This window comes from Sorangiineae bacterium MSr12523, from assembly GCA_037157775.1.
Lineage (GTDB): Bacteria > Myxococcota_A > Polyangia > Polyangiales > Polyangiaceae > Pendulispora > Pendulispora brunnea.
This window is the reverse complement of record CP089982.1, coordinates 564,203-581,239: the sequence shown is the minus strand read 5'-3', so window position 1 is coordinate 581,239 and position 17,037 is coordinate 564,203. Positions and strand designations below refer to the sequence as shown.

The window sequence follows — 17,037 nt, the reverse complement described above, 5'->3', positions numbered from 1 at the left end:
TGCGAACGCTTTTGCTCACCAATTGTGACACCGAGGCCGAATAGCCCGCCCCCCCAAGGTCGTGCCTGCCATTGAGGCTGCGTGCGAGGGCAACTTCGCCGATACATGGCTCATGCCGTCACTGGTGGACAAGAGTTTTGCGCGAGGGCCACAAGATTGCTATTCGGGCCCGCTGGTCAGCTCGCCCGAGCGCAAACGCCCTGGTGAATGCCTATTTGCTGGGCCTTGATCCGAGTCCCCGCGCCGGCCCCAAAGCTGCATTGAAAAAGTGCGCCGTGCCTGCCCGCATCATCTAGGAAACCGGCGACGATGTTTTGCGCAAACGAGCGCCGATTACCTCGCCCGGTGCCCGAGGGTGCGGCGCTTCCGGGCGCAAAACTCTTTTTCCCGGAAGAGTACCTCGATGTCATCGCCGAGGAAGCGCGCCAGCTCTGGGGAATTGGAGACGGTGGTCGCTCGCCATACCATGTCCATATCGATGTGGGTAGACGTGCCCGTCACGTTCTCTCATCCATGAAACCAAGGAATCGCGCCCGCGTGGCGGGTCTCGAACGAACGGCCCGCACACGCCTCCTTCATCGAACGACCCGCAAAGTGTCACCAAGCGGACCGATTGCACTCAATACCGCTTTCCCGCGAGCGCTTATGTGAAACGCAACCCGATGGCGCTCAACGGGCGAACGCATCGACTCGGGTGAGCTCGGCCGAGAGCTTCCACAGTCGTGCGGCATCGTTGGGGTCGAGTGCATGCGCATGAACGCCGCTGGTGAACGTCTTTTCATCGTGGGGCGATTCGGCCGACTCGGCGATGTCGCAATCTTCGCAATAGGCTCCGCCCATTCCCTCGAGCTGCGGTGACGTCGCCGCCCAAACCTGCGTGGCCGCCCCTTGTTCTGGAGTCTTGAACGACGGATTCGTCGGTTTACCTTCTTCGTCGACCCAGCCGTTCGCAATCATCTCCTCCTTGGGAATATGGCGTGCCAAAGGCGTGAGGATACCGCCCGGGTGCAGCGAAAAAGCACGAACCCCCGCATTCTTCGCGAGCGCATCGAGATGCACGGCGAAAAGCACGTTGGCCGTCTTGGCTTGTCCGTAGGCGAGCCATTTGTCGTAGCCGTTCTGGAAGTGCACGTCGTCCCATCGGATTGGCGACAACCGATGACCCCGGGACGATACCGAAATGACCCGGCCGCGTCCGCGCGCGATGGCCGGCCAGAGCCGGTTGGTCAATGCAAAATGCCCAAGATGATTCGTGGCAAATTGCGCCTCCCAGCCCGGCCCCACACGCGTTTCGGGGCAGGCCATGATGCCGGCGTTGTTGATGAGGATATCGATCTTGCGGTCCGATGCGAGGAATCGCTCGGAGAATTGGCGGACGCTGTCGAGATCTCCGAGGTCGAGCTCGTCGATTTCGACATTGGCAATACCCGCGAGCGCCTGCTCCGCCGTGGCGCGACGGCGAGCGGGAACGACCACACGAGCGCCTGCGTTCGCGAGCGCGCGTGTGGTCTCCAGCCCGATGCCCGAATAGCCACCGGTGACGATGGCAACCTTTCTCGTGAGGTCGATTCCGCGGAGTACCTCGGCGGCCGTGCTTCGGGCGCCGAAACCCGATCCGATTTTGTGTTGGGGTGTCGTCATGCGCCCGAAGGTAGGAATTCGAGCACGCTCGAAGTCAATCCTTCGAAAATGCGCCGCCTGCGGACGCCGGACCGGCTGCGCTCATGGCACGGACAACTCGAACGCCGCGATCTCGCGTTCGAGTTTCCATTGCATGGCCGCGCGCTCGTTGGCTTGGACGTAGTCGAGGCAGCCCTGCGAGACCGTGGCCTTACCCAAGTTGTCTCGAGCACATTCGGGAACGACCCGATCGGGGCGATTGGGCTCGGCCCACAGGCTCTTGCCCGGCAAAAATGAATGCTCCACACTGGCGCGCGCGAGCTTCTTCAAGGTCCGGTAGTTCAGACGATTGCGGGTGACGGCGAGCATCCAATCGTCCGTGATGTTCGTGCGGAAGATGCCCTGATCGTCGGTCGAGAGCGCCACCGGAACCCCCTTTTGAATCAAAGTTCCGAGCGGGTGACGGTCACCTTCGTAACCGAGCAACAGTGAACTCGACTTCAGCGATACTTCGATGAGCACGTTGCGATCGCGCAATTGGTCGAAAATCGCGGGATCCTTGCCGGACTCGGAGACGATGTCCGTACCATGACCAATGCGCTCGGCCATCCCCATTTCGACGGCTTGGTCGACGTGGTAGGTCAAATGGTTCTGGCCTTCGGGCGTCTGCGGCAACACATCGGGAATGAGCTCCCCGGCGTGCAGCGATACGTGCACCGGTTTGCGCGAAGGGTCGGCGGTGTTCATTTTCGAGAGCACGCCCACCGCGAGCATCTCGTCGCTGTAATTCTGGAGGGATACCGCATCTTCCTCCGGCGAAACGATGTTGACGCCGACCACGGCCGGCTCTCTCTGGGCCAGCTCGAAGCCGTAAATCCATTGGCCGAATACGAACTGCTTGCTCTTCGTTCGGTACGACTCCATCACGAAACGGACATCGACGTTGCACCCGGGATCGGCCTCCGCGGTGCCACACTTGAGCAACGTGCGCGCCGCGGCCACCTGATCGCGAAACTTCGTCGTGCGACCGTCGAGGTACTTCTGGAAATCCGAATTGGCGATGATCTGGGCGCGCTTTTCGAGCAAGTACGATTCGGTCCATGCGTCCGTCTCGGGCATCAACTTCTCGACGAGCTCGCCCATGTCCCACGAGTCCAGGCTCCGCATCAACTCCAGATACGTTTGATGGTTCTTGGCAGCGGTGGAGAGAACGTCGGCGATGCCATAGGGGTAACGCGCGTCGCCCATCACCGGATCGAACTTGTCGAACGTCGCGAAGAAATGCTGGTGGCGATCGAGCAACGCATCCTGCGCATGCCCTTCCATGGACCAACTGGACAAGATATTCGCCTTCAGTTGCGCATCCGTGCTCGCGTTGGCGATGGGCACCTGCGTTCCCGTGCACGGCCCGGGCGTGGCCATCCACGCGGGCCCTTCCGTGCAGAATCCGTCCTCGCTCGCCCATTGAATGAACTTCTCGATGGCGACGGCGCCCGATATGTGGTTGTGCAGATCGGCCCCTTTGGGAATCTGCTGCAAGACCGCCCGAAGCGACGACTCGTTCGACCCAAGCACGTCGAGACGGAGTTGAACGCGCTGCTCGGCGAGCGATGATCCATCCGACGACGTGGGGGAGTCATCGCAACTACAGGCCAGAAGCGCGGGCAACCAAACGAAGGCGAGGCGGAGCTTTTTCATTCTGAGCCACGACTAGTAGCCCAAGATCGGCTCGGAAATAGCCATTTCGTGCGAAGTAGGTATGCCGAGGTACGAATCACATCAATGCAGCGCTCGCTGATTCAAGAAGCGAGCGGTGCGCGGAACGACCCCTGTTCCAAGGCTACGGCCTGGCGTTCAATCCACTTCGCAACCTCCGCGTGCGGAATGAGCCCCGCGCCGTCGGCCGCGTAATCGAGTCCTTCAAGGACCGACTTGTAGGGACCAAAACCCTGCACGCGGAAGGGAATGACGATGGCTTTCCCACCTTCGGCGGAAGCACGCTCGACGAAAGCGCGAATACGCTTCTCCGCAGCGGCGCGCTTGTCCGGCCAATCCTCGCGAAGCGTTTCGACCTGAACGCGCCGATAGGGAGCGCGCGTGCGAACGACCGCCGCGCGGGCGTCGAGTCTCGCGATCCATCGTGTGTTCTCCGCGTCGTCGCCAGGGCCGTGCGCAAGAATGAGAACATCCTCGCGCGGGGGCGCTTTGCTCAGGGCAGCCGCCCGGTCGGCGAGGATAGTGGCCATTTCCGGCGCGTCGGCGAGCCCTTCCGTCGAAATGGCGAAGGACGCATTCGACTTGACGCGGAAGAACGCCATGCTGTGTCCCGCATGGCCCGTGTGAATCGGGTGCGGGCCATTGGCCGCGGGAGCGCCCGGACGCAAACCGAAGATCTGTTCCGTCTCTGGCAAGAAGCTCTCACCGCTGACGAAGAGGCGAACCACGCCGATCCTGCGCACGTTGCGCGCTTCGAGCTTTCGCACGCTTTCCTGCAGACTGGCGGCGTCCGCCATTCCGAATGCGACTTCGACGTCGTACTTCGCTTGCAACGGCTTCACGCTCTCGAGGACCGCTTGATTCCATTCGGGTGGACCGCCATGTGCCATGAGAAGCACGCCAAATCGGCCGGCAGAAGACGCCACCGTCGCGCTCGACGTCATGGGTGAAGGCGTGCTGCGGCCTCCACAACCCACGACGAACCACAGGACCATGAGAACCAAGAGGGAATTCGCGATTCGCACCACTCTATTGAAAATGACTTTCACATCCAATGCAAGCACCATTCGCCGCACGGGAGCACCGCTCACCGAATTCCACCGGGCGCCACATATCCGCGGCGCACATGGGCGGGCTATACAATGGCATGCGCTGGAAGGTTCAAGCTCTGTGTTGGTGCGCTTGGGCCCTCGCACGCCATGCGTGGTTCTGGGCCGATGCCGATGACGGAACCCCTTGGACGGGATACGCGCTCGACTTTGGAGCCAAGCTGCTCAAAGGCGGCGTGGGGTTCCTTTCCAGCGTTGCCCTCTTTCGCTTTTACACGTGGTTGTGGCCTCGGCGCTTGCCCCTGCTGAAGATGGGGCTCGTGGGTGCGGTGGCCTCCCTCGTCGTAGGCGGGGCGGGTGCCCTCGTCATCTCGCGATTCCCTTGGGAGGAAGCAGGGGTTCGCGCGCACCTGCGCCTCTTCTACAATTGGACGGTCGCCCTCGCCGCGTGGACGGCCGTGTACTTCACCTATTTGTACCGGCGCGATCTGGAGGTCGAGACCGAGCGTTCCCTGCGGGCCACCGCGCTGGCGACGCAGGCCCGCCTCAACATGCTGCGCTACCAGGTCAATCCGCACTTTCTTTTCAATTCGCTCAATTCGGTGCGTGCATTGATCCGAGAAAATCCCGAGGCCGGGTGCGAGATGGTCACGAAGCTCGCCGAGTTCTTTCGGTATTCGCTGCTCGATGTCCACGGGCCGAACACGTCGTTCGCGGACGAGCTCAAAGCCGTCCGGGATTACCTCTCCATTCAAAAGGTTCGCTTCGAGGAGCGTCTGGAGGTGACCTTCGATATCGACCCCGAGGCGGAGGCGGTCAAATTGCCCGGATTCATCGTTCAACCATTGGTGGAAAACGCCATCAAGTATGGATTCCAGACCAGCGGCATGCCGCTTCGCGTTTCGCTCCTCGCCAAACGGGACGGCCCGATGCTGCGGATCGACGTCATCAACACCGGGCATTGGATCTCCGAGTCGGCAAAGGGCCACGATCCCCTCACGGCGCCAACGACGGATGGCACGGGCACCGGTCTCTGCAACGTGAGGGAGCGACTGCGTGAAGCGTTTCCCGAACGTCATGTCTTCACCACCACGGACGACGCCAAGGGGAACGTTCGTGCATCCATCGTCGTGGAGGTCGGTCCATGAAAGTGCGCAAACGAGCCCTCATCGTCGACGACGAGCGATTGGCGCGCAGCGATCTGCGTGCTCTGTTGGAGCGCCATCCAGAGATCCAGGTCGTCGGCGAGGCGGGCGACGTCGACGAGGCGGTGCGCCAGATCATCGACCTCGATCCCGACGTCGTGTTCCTCGACGTGCAGATGCCGCGCAAATCGGGCTTCGATCTATTGTCCGAGATCGAAACGCAGGCGCAAATCGTGTTCGTCACGGCGTACGATGCCCACGCGATTCGCGCCTTCGACATCAATGCGCTGGACTATTTGCTCAAGCCGGTCTCGCCGGAGCGATTGCAGCGAACCATCGCGCGCATCCTGGAAAGCGAGACGCCGGCCAAAGCCCCCGCGGGCGAACGGCCCCTGACGCTCGATGACCATCTGTTCGTGACCAGCAACAAGCGCGCGCGATTTTTGAAGGTGCACACCATTTCATGTTTGCGAGGCGCCGACGACTACACGGAAATCGTGCTTGCCACGGGCGAGACGGTGTTGATGCGCCGCTCCCTGAATGAGTGGGAGCGCAGGCTGCCGGAGAAGCATTTCGTGCGCATTCATCGGACGGCCATCGTTCATCTGGAGTTCGTGAAGCATCTGGAGAGCGCGGGCGACGATACATTTCTCGTGTTCGTGGAAGGCCTGGTCGATGGATTGCCGATTAGCCGGCGCCATGCGACGAGGCTCAAAGCGACGATGTCCTGATATGCCAGGCCCGCTCGTCGCGCGTGTGCACCGCTCGGCCATCGGCCGGAGCCGCTCGCCGATCGTCACTGGGAAGATCCGACCGGTCGAGGCAAATCCCAGTCATGAAAATTCATCGTTCCTTTGGGCCCATGGCCATGTTGTCGTTGTTTGCGCTGGTGGGAGCGGCCTGTCGTTCGGCCACCGATTCGAACGAGCCTGCTGCCGCCGATGCCAACGACGATCTTTCCAAGTGGCCAACGACCTTTTCGCTGCCCAACGGCTTTCAACCGGAGGGGATCGCCATCGGCACATCGCCTATCGCGTATTTCGCGTATTTCGGTTCGCTGGCCGACGGCTCCATTTATCGCGTCAATCTTCGCAATGGGGAGGGCTCCATTCTCAGTGCAGGGCCAGGCACGCAGTCGGTGGGGCTGAAGCTCGACGCTCGACAGCGGCTTTTCGTGGCGGGAGGATCGAGTGGGGGCGCGCGGGTGCTCGATGCCAACAATGGTCAGGTGTTGCGGAGTTACCAATTCGCGACCGACAACACGTTCGTGAACGATGTCATCATCACGCAAGATGCCGCATGGTTCACGGATTCGACGGCGCCGGTGCTCTACAAGGTGCCGCTGGGAGGGCAAGCCGATCTCCCGGCCGACGGCGATGTCGTGCGCGTGCCGTTCACGGGCGACCTGGTCTACACGGAAGGGACCAACGTCAATGGCATTACCACGTCGCCCGACGGTCGCTCGCTGATCGTGGTGACCACGACGACGGGAAAGCTCTATCGGGTCGATCCGGGCAGTGGCGCGACCCGGACCATCGATGTCGGCGGCGTGCCGTTGACCAATGGTGACGGGCTGCTTCGCGAAGGCCGCACGTTGTACGTCGTGCGAAATCAGTCCAACGAAATCGTGGTCATCGAGCTGGCCGACGACGCCAGCTCGGGCAAAGTGACCGGCCATTTGACCGATCCGCGGTTCGATGTGCCCCCGACGGTGGCCTCGTTCGGGCGTCGTCTGTACCTGCCGAACGCGCGCTTCACCACCACGCCGACCCCGACGACGACGTACAACGTGGTCGCCGTCGACAAGCCCTAAAAGAACTTTACTCCGTGCCGCAGCGGCGCAGCGCGAGGAGTGCGAATGCCCGAGCGGCGCTTTCCATTTCGGCCAGCGAAACATGTTCATCGAGGGCATGCGCGTACCGAATGTCGCCGGGGCCGAACTGCACGGTGGGCACCCCCGCGCCGATGTACAACCGTAAATCCGAACCATAGGGCGCGCCGAGCACCGCTGGAGCGCCCCCGCCCAACGCCGTGATGGTGCCCGACAACTCCGCCGTCAACGGATGTTGCTCGGGCAACCGCCCGCTGGCAAATACACCACCGGGCCATTGCACACGCGCCGGGTGCGAGGCCAACCAGGGATCGGCCGCGCAGGCTCGGGCGATGACAGCCTCGAATTCCCGGCGCGCGGCGTCCACCGATTCACCGAGCCGAACGCCATAACGCCCTTCGGCGAGCGCGCGGTCCGGCACCGTGCTCGCCCAATCGCCGGCGCGCACGATGCCGACCGATAGCGGGTAGGGCATATCGAGGTGCGCAAGCCATGGATCGGGGTTCGCGTTGCGATGGCCCTCCAGCTCGCGAAGTGCGGCAAGCAACACGGACAGCTTGTCGATGGCGCTCACACCGAGGGTACGCGTCGAGCCATGTGCAGCTTGCCCGGGCACATCGAGTTGAAACGTCAGCGAGCCCGCATTGGCCGGAATGATCGCGCCCGCGGTGGGCTCGGCAATGACGCACGCATCACCGACATGACCACGGAGAAGCGTGGCGAAGGCACCGAGCCCGCCGTCTTCTTCCCCCACGACGGCGTGCACCGCGAGCGGCCTGCGCAGCCGAACGCCCGCGCGAGCCAACGCCGAGACGGCACCGAAGATCGCCGCCAGTCCGCCTTTCATGTCACACGTCCCCCGCCCGGCGATCGCGCCGCCTTCGACGCGCAAGCTCCACGGGTCGCGATCGGGCCACGCATCGAGATTGCCCGGCGGCACCACGTCGACATGTCCGCAGAGCACCAGGGCCGGCCTCCCCTCCCCGCTCGACCCGCTCGACCCGCTCGACCCGCCCAACCTGCCCACGCAGCCGTACGCCTCGCGCCGCGTCACCTCTTGGCCTGGAAAATCCGGACGCGCGACCAGCTCCTCCAGGTCCATGCGCCAGTGATCGACGTTGGCCCCGAGCTGCGCGAGGCGGCGCGCGCACCACGCTTGCACATCGTGCTCGGCATCCGACCCTCCCGTACTCGGAATGGCCACCAATGCTTCGAGATCGGCCATCAGCTCGTTCGCATCGACCGCATCGACCACCCGGCGTTCCAGTGCACTCAAGTCCACGGAGTGCAAAGTAGGCGATTCACAATAGCTTGTCAGGCGTGATCGGGAGGTCGCGGATGCGGCGGCCGGTGGCATGGTAAACGGCGTTGGCGATGGCAGCCCCGACGCCGGTGATGCCGATTTCACCGATACCCTTGGAGCCAATTTCGTTCACGTAGGGGTCGGTTTCGTCGACCATGACCACGTCGATGTGCGGGATATCGGCGTGCACCGGGACGTGGTAGTCGGCCAAATCGCGGGTGACGATGCGGCCGAGTCGCTCGTCGCGGTGGGTGCTCTCGTGGAGCGCGAGGCCGATGCCCCAGACGATGCCGCCCTGGTATTGGCTTTGCGCCGTTTTGGCATTGAGGATCTTCCCCGCAGCGAAAGCACCGACGAAGCGGCTCACCCGAACGGTACCCAGGGATTCGTCCACCTTCACCTCGACGAATTGCGCGCCGAAGGAATGCGTCGAATAGCGTTTTCGGTCTTCCTTTTCCTTGTTGTCGACCTGCACGGCGATTTCCGCAGCGCCGCTGCGGGCCACGATGTCGCCGAAGGAGTCCCTTCGAGCGCGGTTGCTCTTTGCGTAGAGCGCACCGTCGGCGACGTCCAAGCCTTCGACCTCGAGGCCGTGGAGCGGTGATTTCGAGTCGGCCACGGCAACTTCGGCAAGCTTCTTTCGCACGGCGAGCGCTGCCATTTTCACGGCCGATCCTACGCTGGAGGCCGTGCGCGAACCGCCCGAGTTCGGCGTCTCGGGAAATGTGGTGTCGCCCAGCTCGAAGCGAACCTTCTCGATGGGCAACGCAAGCGCGTCGGCCGCGATCTGCGTCATGATCGTATATGTCCCGGTGCCGATGTCCTGCGAGCCGGCTTGCACGAGGGCCGTACCGTCGGCCCGCACGCGGGCGATCGCAGAGGCATCGCTTTGGTTCGCCGGGTAGGTCGCGGTGGCCATGCCCAAGCCTACCAACCACCGGCCATCGCGCATGCTGCGCGGTGGCGGGCGGCGTGCGGGCCAGCCGAACTTCTCGGCCCCACGCCGGTAGCATTCGCGCAGTGATTTGCTCGACCACGGCAGGTTCTTGTCCGGATCGGTCTCGGCGTAATTGCGCAATCGAAGTGCGATGGGATCCATTTGGAGCGCATACGCCAGCTCGTCCATCGCAGACTCCAGCGCAAATGTTCCCACGGCCTCTCCGGGAGCGCGCGTGAAGGTGGGCGTCGGAATGTCGAGCCGAACGAGCCGGTGGCTGGTGCTCGTGTTGGGGCAGGCATAGAGCATGCGCGTCTGCAGCGCCGCCGGCTCCGTGAACTCGTCGACCCGCGAGGTCGCCGAAAGGACGTCATGCGAAATCGCCGTCAGCTTGCCGCTGGAGTCCGCTCCCAGCGCCACCTTTTGCACGGTGCGCGAGCGATACCCCACCATGGAAAACATCTGCTGCCGCGTGATCACGAGCTTCACGCCGCGACCGGCCACTTTGGCGGCCAGGCCAGCTAGCGGCGCGTAGACCCAGGGCACGCCTTTGCAGCCGAAACCACCGCCAATGTAATGCGATATGACGCGCACGTTCTCTTTGGGAATGCCAAATAGCGAGGCAAACCGCTGGCGCACGAAGAAGATGCCCTGCGTGGTCACGTACACCGTGGCGTGGTCCGTGCCCTGCCAAATGACGATGGCCGCGTGCGGCTCCATCGGGTTGTGATGCTCGATGGGCGTGGTGTAGCTCTGCGCGATGCGCACCTTGGCCGCCGAAAGGCCCGAGCGCACGTCGCCCCGCTGCGAGTCCAATGGGAATCGCGAATTCGGCGGCGCGTACGCGCGCGGCGCTTCCGCGTTCATGTCCACGGTGAAGGAGGCGCTCTCGTAACGGGGTACGACCAGGCTCGCCGCGTGGCGCGCGCGCTCCAGCGAATCGGCCACCACCAAGGCCACCGGTTGCTCGTTGTAGACGACTTTGTCGTTCTGAAAGAGCTGCAGCGCGGGGTCGACGGGGCTCGCTCTCTTGTCGATGCCCGGCAGCTTCGGCGCATTGAGGTGCGACACCACGGCAAGCACGCCGGGCGCACGTTCCGCGGCGCGCGTGTCGAGCGCAGCAATGCGCCCCCGCGTGATCGTGCTGGTGACGACGGCCGCATGCGCAATGTTGGCAACACCGGTTTCGGCGGGGTATTCCGCCTTGCCCGTCACCTTGAGGATGGCATCGAGGCGGTCGATGCCTTTGCCCACGACCGATTCACTCATGCGATACCTCCTGCCCGCTCCAGCGCGCGTACGAGGACCCGCTGGGCGAGAGGCACTTTGAACTCGTTGCCCGGGCGCGGGCGCGCATCCTTCAAGGCCGCGGCGGCCGCACGCTCGAAAACGGCACGGGTAGGCGGTTGCCCGCGCAACGATTGCTCCGCCTCCTGGCTCCGCCATGGCTTGGTGGCCACTCCGCCGAGCGCCACGCGCACGTCCCGAACGACGCCATCGTCGAGATGAAAGGCCACCGCCGCGGAGGCCAGCGCAAACGCGTACGACGCGCGATCCCGCACCTTCACGTAGGCCGAGCGCGCGGCGAAGGGCGTGGGCGGCACGGTGATGGCGGTCACCAATTCACCGCGCGCGAGAACGCTTTCCACCTCGGGGTGCGCCCCGGGCACGACGTGGAATTCGCTTATCGGCACCGAGCGCTCGCCCCGAGGCCCGCGCACGTGCACCACGGCATCGAGCGCGACCAACGCCACGCACATGTCCGAAGGGTGCAGGGCAATGCAATGGGAACTACCGCCGAGGACCGCGTGCATGCGCACGAACCCTCCGTCCAACGCCGCGCAGCCCGAGCCAGGTGTGCGCTTGTTGCAGGCCGAAACGCCGATATCGCGAAAGTACGCGCAGCGCGTTCGCTGCAGCAGGTTGCCCCCGACGGTGGCCATGTTGCGCAATTGGGGAGAGGCGCCGGCCAAAAGAGCTTCCGCCAACACGGGATATCGAGCGCGCACCTCCGGGTGCCAGGCCAGATCGCTGTTCTTCACCAGCGCCCCGACGGACAAACCTCCGTCGGCCATTTTTTCGACCTTCGTCCACGGCAGCGCATTGAGATCGACCAAGGTCGCGGGCGTTTCGACGCCGAGACGCATGAGATCGACCATGCCTGTGCCGCCCGCAATGAAGGCCACGCCCGATGTCGATCCGGCGTGGAGGGCGCCTGCCTCGTCGGCGGGACGCGTGTAGCCGAAGGGAATCATGTCGGAGCCTTTCCCCGCCCCAATTGAATTGCGGAAACAATATTGGAATACGCACCGCAACGGCAGATGTTGCCGCTCATTTCTTCGCGCACTTCGTCGTCGGTCTTGGCGTGTCCCTCGACGAGAAGGCCGATGGCGCTCATGATTTGGCCCGGTGTGCAGTAGCCGCACTGCAGGCCATCGCACTCGACGAACGCGGCCTGCATCGGGTGAAGCTGATCGCCGCGCGCAAGGCCCTCGATGGTGGTGATCTTGCCGCGCGCCATCACGGCGAGGGTCAAGCATGCATGCACGCGGCGGCCGTCGATGAGGACCGTGCATGCACCGCACTGGCCGTGATCGCACCCCTTTTTCGTTCCGGTGAGGCCGCACCGTTCGCGCAACGCGTCGAGCAGCGAGACACGGGGCTCGATGCGCAGATGACGCGCTTCGCCGTTGACGTTCAAGGTGACGTCCAACTCCGTGCCCGATGCCGCACCGCCCGCGGCGGGCGCGCGCGGGCTGCTGCGCACCGCGTCTTTTCCACCGCCGGCGCACGCCTCGACCAGGGCCACCGCAAACACGGCAAGCAAGCTCGAAAGAACGAGCTCGCGCCGCGACACCGAGTGGTCGCGAACGACCGCGCGCCCGGCGGCAGAAAGGGCCGAGACGAGCATTTCGATGGAGGGCGGGGCATTCGCGGGCAGATGGCGCGAGAATCGCAGTCTCGCCTGCGCATCCTGCTCATGCCCATCGATGATGAAGAACGAAGGAACGCCCGCGCGCACGCCGTAGCGCCCGCGAAGCGCATCCAATTGCGCGGTATCCAGATCATCACGCGCGACGCAGAGCTCCAAATCGTCGTCCGGGCGAAAGGACCAAATGCCATCGTGCGACACGATGACGAGTACCGCGCCCAATCCGCGCAATTCCGCACGAAGCGCGCGGTACGCCGACTCCGGTGCATGCTGCCATCCGCACGCGTCGAAGAAGGCAAGAATGACGGTTTGCCCGGCGAACGTGGCCGGCATGACGCTACGCCCCCGCACGTCGAAGACCCGGAAGGGCGGCGCTGGTCCGAGCTTGTCCACGGAAACCTCCAGGGCCGAACGATGGGCCTGCGTCCTGCGGACATCCAATCGAAAATGTAACCTTTACAATGGTTAAATTTTCGATGGGTGAAGCTTGCGCAAAGTTCCGTTGCGCCCTTGCGTCCCATGCGCCTTCCGTGGCGCGTTGTGCGCGAAAGCAAGCGCTGTCACTTCCTGGTCGAATTGATCCACCCGGTCCAGTGGACGTCCTCCCGGACAGGCTTTTGATCAAAAAGAAAACCATGTCGTATCAACGCGAGCGAGTACGACATGCACCCGGCTTCCAGCCGGCGATCCCTGGCGAGCCTTCCATCCTGCGAGGACACGGCTTGTCCTAAGTGGCCAACGACCATGTGCGCACCGTTTGCATATCGGGGCGGCGGACCTCTTCGCCTCGACACCGCTACGGATACAGACTAATTACCTTCTCGAGGATCGCTCGATGCCCGCTCGGATATTCCTCTATCCAACGTCAGCGCGCGCGCTTCACGATGCAACCCCCGGTGTTGCGCCGCGCCCCCACGTACATATGGGAAGAATCCACCGCAATGCGGGAAACCTGCGCATTGCCCTTCCAGAGCTCACGGGTTTGCCCCTGGCAACTCGACATATCAGAACATCCGTACACCACACCGGTGTTTCCTTCGTTGACCGTCCAGTATATGGCGCCATTTCGAACGGCGAACGCCCCGAAATCGCCACGTTGGACGACGATGTCCTTGGTCTCGCAGTCGTCACCGTTGCATTTGGACCGGATGGTCGTTCCGTCGCTGGTGGTGACGGCCCAGTGCAGGGAGTCGCTGTCGTACGAAAGGAGAAACGGCTTCGCGGCGGATGCGACTTCGAACGATTCGGCCGGGCTTTGCGAGCCGATGATCGCCTTCATGATCTTCCCGTCATTCTGATTCGTGAAGAACAAGGTGGCACCCGAAACGGCAAGGCTGGTGACATCGCCCAGCCCATTCGGTGCGTTGCGGACTTCGCCCGTGTCCGGCGAGTTGATGGTAATCACGCCCCCGTGCGTGCCGGTCACCAAATTGCCATTGGTAATGGCGACAGGACCCGCTCCACCTATCCCGACCAGCGGCCTGGTTGGCGGTGGCTCGTTGCCCAGCTTGGTGACACGCCATGTCCCTTCCAGCGGGTAGCCGCCGGTGTTGATGGTCCAAAATACGTACTTGTCGGACAACGCGAGTGCCGCGGGCTTGCTCGGCAATGCCGCGAGTTGTCGGACAGGCCCTCCATTCTTCGAGCACGACTCCACCGCAAATTCTTTTCCACCGGAAGGCGGCGCGCGGAGCCAATAGAGATCGGTGGAATCGACAGCTAGGTCGAGAATGTCCGCATTTGGAACGAAACAGATCTCTTCCGCGGCCACGGCGCCATCCCCGGTATCGGTGCCGGAATCGAGCGGGCCTGCGTCCTCGGTCAAGTGGCCGTCCGGCACATCGCCAAGGACGGTGCCACATGCCCCTGTTCCCATTGCAAATGCAGCGGCAACGACAAAGGGCCCAAGCGCAGCCCCGAATACAGCACGGACCAGCGGCGACCATTTGGTGAGGGGAACCATCGCAGGTAGTATATCCGATTTGCGCGAACGGATCGATATCACGCGATGTAAACCAAACATGGTCCCCTCGGGCGAGGGAGTCGCGCAAGCCGATTTTCAAGATAGACTACCCAATGTGGTAGCTCCCCTGGGGCCAGACGAATCGGCGCCGCGCGCGACCATTGCCGAGAATGCCCTCGTGGCCGAGCGCTTTCGGCTCATTCGCCTGATTGGGAAAGGCGGAATGGGATCGGTGTGGGAAGCGCACCATGTCGCGTTGGACGTTCCGTGCGCGGTGAAGTTCATCACCTGCGAAGGGCACGACCGCGAAACGCTTCTTCGCCGCTTTGAACGCGAGGCCAAGGCCGCAGCCGGGATCAGCGGGCGGCACGTGGTGCAGATCTTCGATTACGGTGTATGGAACGGCCTGCCGTACATCGCCATGGAGCTGATGAAGGGTGAGGATCTGCGCACGCGCCTCAAACGCGTGATGGTGCTGCCTCCGGAGGACGTACTCCGCATTGCTCGCCACGTGGCGCGTGCCCTCCGAAAAGCGCACGAACGCGGGATCGTGCATCGGGACCTCAAGCCGGACAATATTTTCCTGGTGTACGACGACGACGGCACGCAGAAGAACGATGCCGAGGTGGCGAAGGTGCTGGACTTCGGTATTGCCAAGAGCGTCGGCATCCCCGTCGCGAGCGAAACGACCACGGGCGAGCTTCTGGGCACGCCGGTGTACATGAGCCCCGAACAGATCCGCGGTACGCGGCGCGTCGACGAGCGGAGCGATCTGTGGTCGCTTGCCGTCATCGTTTATCGGTGCCTCCTCGGCAAGCTGCCCTTCGTCGCGGGGGCGTTCGGCGATTTGGTGCTCGAGATTTGCAGCAAGCCGATCGTCGTTCCTTCGTCGGTGGGGGCCGTGCCCGCCGGGTTCGACGAGTGGTGGCAAAAGGCTGTCGCGCGCAGGCCGAGGGACCGCTTCCAAACGGCGGCCGAATTCACGGCGGAGTTGGAGCGCGTGCTTGCCCCGCGGGGTGCCGCGCCGAGTGTTCCATCGTCGCAGGAACTGGTGATGACGGCGCCGCCGGTGGAGTCTGCCGTCGTGCCGATCGTCGCGGAGGAGGCGGCCACGACGACCAGGGAGGGGATGGTCGCGATTCCATTTGTGTACGGATGGAGGCGACTTGCCCTCGCAGGCGGGGCGGCATTGCTCATGGGCACGGGAGCGCTGGCTGCGCACCTGCGCGGGCGCGCGGAGCCGCCGCCCGCATCTGCGCACGCGCCTGCGACGGTGGTTGTCCCTGCGCCGGAGCCCGCGCCGGCGCCGCCGCCCACGCCCGAGGCCACGGCATCGGCGGTGGAGATTCCGACGCCTGCACCGGCATCCGCGTCCGCCGCGCCTTCGGAGGCACCTCGCCCTGCACGCCGGCCTCCGGCCAGTCGAACCCCCAGCCGAACGGGTCTCTGATGCATCAACGTGTACGACAGCTTTTCGCCGCCACCATCGCATGCACGGTGGCCAACCTCGCGCATGCGCGCCCTCCGGCCGCGGAGCCATCATCACCCCGAGCCCTGGCGCGCCAGTTGGGCGATCAAGGCTTTGCCGCGCTCGATCGCGGCGATTGGCGCGCGGCGGAGTCGTTCTGTCGCCGCGCGGACGCGGTGTACCACGCGCCTCCGATCCTCCTATGCGTCGCGCGCGCCGAGGCGCAACTCGGTCAGCTGGTCGCCGCCACCGAGCATTATCAGCGCATCATCGACGAGGGCCCGCCCCCCGAGGCGAATGCCATCATGCTCAAGGCCATCGAATCCGCAAAAAAGGAAATCGGGCCGGTGAAAGCCCGGTGTGCGCGGTTGGTCGTGCGCGTGGCGGGCTTTCCGGCAGCCACGACCCCGGCGTTCGTCGTCACCATCGACGATACCGCGATCCCCAACGAGACGCTCGGGCGCGAGCGGCTGGTCGATCCGGGGCCGCATCGCATCGCGGCGCGCGCGGAAGGGTACGTACCGGCGGAGAACTCCGTGACCTCCGTCGAAGGCGGCTCGCACGATATCTCGCTGGCGCTCACGCGCGAGACGCCGCCCGAGGTCGCGGCGGCCCCTACGCCCGCCATGGAGCCGGTCCCACCGCCTCCGCACGCGCGCAGCCAAGGCGGAACGCAGCGAACCCTCGGGTTCGTGGCACTCGGCGTGGGAGGTGCGGGCCTCGTCACGGGCGCGATCAGCGGGCTCCTTGCGATCAACGCGCACAGCTCCCTCTCGAGCAGCCCCTGCTCGACCGGTTGCGATCGCGCGGCATTCAATGGCTACGAGAGCGATCGTTCGCGCTATCAAACGACGAGCACCATCGCCACCGTGGGATTCACCGTGGCCGCAGTCGGCGGCATCGCAGGCGCCATTCTGTTGCTGACGCAACCGACGTCGCACACGAGCACGCGCGCGAGCGTCATGCCCTACGCCGACACCAGCGGCATCGGCGCCGTCGGGCGTTTTTAGCGGGTATTGAGCGTCGTTTCCCCATCGTGTAAAAACCACACCCGCGCACCCGGGTAAGATAAA

The 17,037-nt window shown here is 64.0% G+C and carries 12 protein-coding genes and 1 pseudogene; 5 read left to right on the top strand and 8 right to left on the bottom strand.

Annotated features, from left to right (window positions below; all coding sequences use genetic code 11):
• Positions 1 to 669: 669 nt before the first annotated feature.
• The 3 genes from LZC95_02470 to LZC95_02460 all read right to left on the bottom strand — a co-directional run bounded on the left by LZC95_02470 (position 670) and on the right by LZC95_02460 (position 4,280).
• Positions 670 to 1,641, bottom strand: coding sequence for an SDR family NAD(P)-dependent oxidoreductase (locus LZC95_02470; protein ID WXA95706.1), 972 nt, complete (start codon positions 1,639 to 1,641; stop codon positions 670 to 672).
• A gap of 81 nt (positions 1,642 to 1,722) precedes the next feature.
• On the bottom strand, positions 1,723 to 3,318 hold the full coding sequence (locus tag LZC95_02465; GenBank protein ID WXA95705.1) for an adenosine deaminase: 1,596 nt from the start codon (positions 3,316 to 3,318) through the stop codon (positions 1,723 to 1,725).
• Between the two features lie 101 nt (positions 3,319 to 3,419).
• The gene (locus LZC95_02460; GenBank protein WXA95704.1) at positions 3,420 to 4,280 is read right to left on the bottom strand and encodes a hypothetical protein; all 861 of its coding nucleotides are present in this window, start codon (positions 4,278 to 4,280) and stop codon (positions 3,420 to 3,422) included.
• A 203-nt stretch (positions 4,281 to 4,483) separates the two neighbouring features.
• On the opposite strand from LZC95_02460, the gene LZC95_02455 reads away from it, so the two are divergent.
• From LZC95_02455 to LZC95_02445, 3 genes are all read left to right on the top strand, one after another.
• The gene (locus LZC95_02455) at positions 4,484 to 5,533 is read left to right on the top strand and encodes a histidine kinase (GenBank protein ID WXA95703.1); all 1,050 of its coding nucleotides are present in this window, start codon (positions 4,484 to 4,486) and stop codon (positions 5,531 to 5,533) included.
• Positions 5,530 to 6,261: a response regulator gene (locus LZC95_02450; protein ID WXA95702.1), complete on the top strand. Its 732-nt coding sequence runs from the start codon at positions 5,530 to 5,532 to the stop codon at positions 6,259 to 6,261. Before LZC95_02455 ends, LZC95_02450 begins: the two co-directional genes overlap by 4 nt.
• A 104-nt stretch (positions 6,262 to 6,365) precedes the next feature.
• Positions 6,366 to 7,343 (top strand): hypothetical protein, encoded by a 978-nt coding sequence (locus LZC95_02445; protein ID WXA95701.1) that lies wholly within the window; start codon positions 6,366 to 6,368, stop codon positions 7,341 to 7,343.
• Between the two features lie 7 nt (positions 7,344 to 7,350).
• On the opposite strand, the gene LZC95_02440 is transcribed toward LZC95_02445, so the two are convergent.
• The 5 genes from LZC95_02440 to LZC95_02420 all read right to left on the bottom strand — a co-directional run bounded on the left by LZC95_02440 (position 7,351) and on the right by LZC95_02420 (position 14,409).
• A complete protein-coding gene (locus tag LZC95_02440) occupies positions 7,351 to 8,643 on the bottom strand; it encodes an ArgE/DapE family deacylase (GenBank protein ID WXA95700.1) in 1,293 nt (430 codons plus the stop codon).
• Positions 8,644 to 8,662: 19 nt separating this feature from the next.
• Complete coding sequence (locus tag LZC95_02435; protein WXA95699.1) at positions 8,663 to 10,870, bottom strand: xanthine dehydrogenase family protein molybdopterin-binding subunit; 2,208 nt, start codon at positions 10,868 to 10,870, stop codon at positions 8,663 to 8,665.
• Entirely contained in the window at positions 10,867 to 11,856 is a 990-nt protein-coding gene (locus tag LZC95_02430) for a xanthine dehydrogenase family protein subunit M (GenBank protein ID WXA95698.1), read from the bottom strand. Before LZC95_02430 ends, LZC95_02435 begins: the two co-directional genes overlap by 4 nt.
• A complete protein-coding gene (locus LZC95_02425) occupies positions 11,853 to 12,926 on the bottom strand; it encodes a 2Fe-2S iron-sulfur cluster-binding protein (protein ID WXA95697.1) in 1,074 nt (357 codons plus the stop codon). The genes LZC95_02430 and LZC95_02425 overlap by 4 nt, the downstream gene beginning before the upstream one ends.
• 472 nt (positions 12,927 to 13,398) lie before the next feature.
• Positions 13,399 to 14,409 carry a hypothetical protein gene (locus tag LZC95_02420; protein WXA95696.1) on the bottom strand — a complete coding sequence of 337 codons (1,011 nt, stop codon included), beginning with the start codon at positions 14,407 to 14,409 and terminating at the stop codon, positions 13,399 to 13,401.
• A gap of 310 nt (positions 14,410 to 14,719) precedes the next feature.
• Here LZC95_02420 and LZC95_02415 point away from each other — a divergent pair.
• A pseudogene (locus LZC95_02415) lies at positions 14,720 to 15,265 on the top strand (serine/threonine protein kinase).
• Between the two features lie 680 nt (positions 15,266 to 15,945).
• Positions 15,946 to 16,974, top strand: coding sequence for a hypothetical protein (locus tag LZC95_02410; protein ID WXA95695.1), 1,029 nt, complete (start codon positions 15,946 to 15,948; stop codon positions 16,972 to 16,974).
• Positions 16,975 to 17,037: the final 63 nt, after the last annotated feature.

Excerpts from the sequence above, each read along its gene's own strand:
- LZC95_02460 (WXA95704.1), bottom strand. The coding sequence starts at position 4,280 with ATGACGTCGAGCGCGACGGTGGCGTCTTCTGCCGGCCGATTTGGCGTG.
- LZC95_02465 (WXA95705.1), bottom strand. The coding sequence starts at position 3,318 with ATGAAAAAGCTCCGCCTCGCCTTCGTTTGGTTGCCCGCGCTTCTGGCC.
- LZC95_02410 (WXA95695.1), top strand. The coding sequence starts at position 15,946 with ATGCATCAACGTGTACGACAGCTTTTCGCCGCCACCATCGCATGCACG.
- LZC95_02455 (WXA95703.1), top strand. The coding sequence starts at position 4,484 with ATGCGCTGGAAGGTTCAAGCTCTGTGTTGGTGCGCTTGGGCCCTCGCA.
- LZC95_02450 (WXA95702.1), top strand. The coding sequence starts at position 5,530 with ATGAAAGTGCGCAAACGAGCCCTCATCGTCGACGACGAGCGATTGGCG.
- LZC95_02470 (WXA95706.1), bottom strand. The coding sequence starts at position 1,641 with ATGACGACACCCCAACACAAAATCGGATCGGGTTTCGGCGCCCGAAGC.
- LZC95_02430 (WXA95698.1), bottom strand. The coding sequence starts at position 11,856 with ATGATTCCCTTCGGCTACACGCGTCCCGCCGACGAGGCAGGCGCCCTC.
- LZC95_02435 (WXA95699.1), bottom strand. The coding sequence starts at position 10,870 with ATGAGTGAATCGGTCGTGGGCAAAGGCATCGACCGCCTCGATGCCATC.
- LZC95_02445 (WXA95701.1), top strand. The coding sequence starts at position 6,366 with ATGAAAATTCATCGTTCCTTTGGGCCCATGGCCATGTTGTCGTTGTTT.
- LZC95_02420 (WXA95696.1), bottom strand. The coding sequence starts at position 14,409 with ATGGGAACAGGGGCATGTGGCACCGTCCTTGGCGATGTGCCGGACGGC.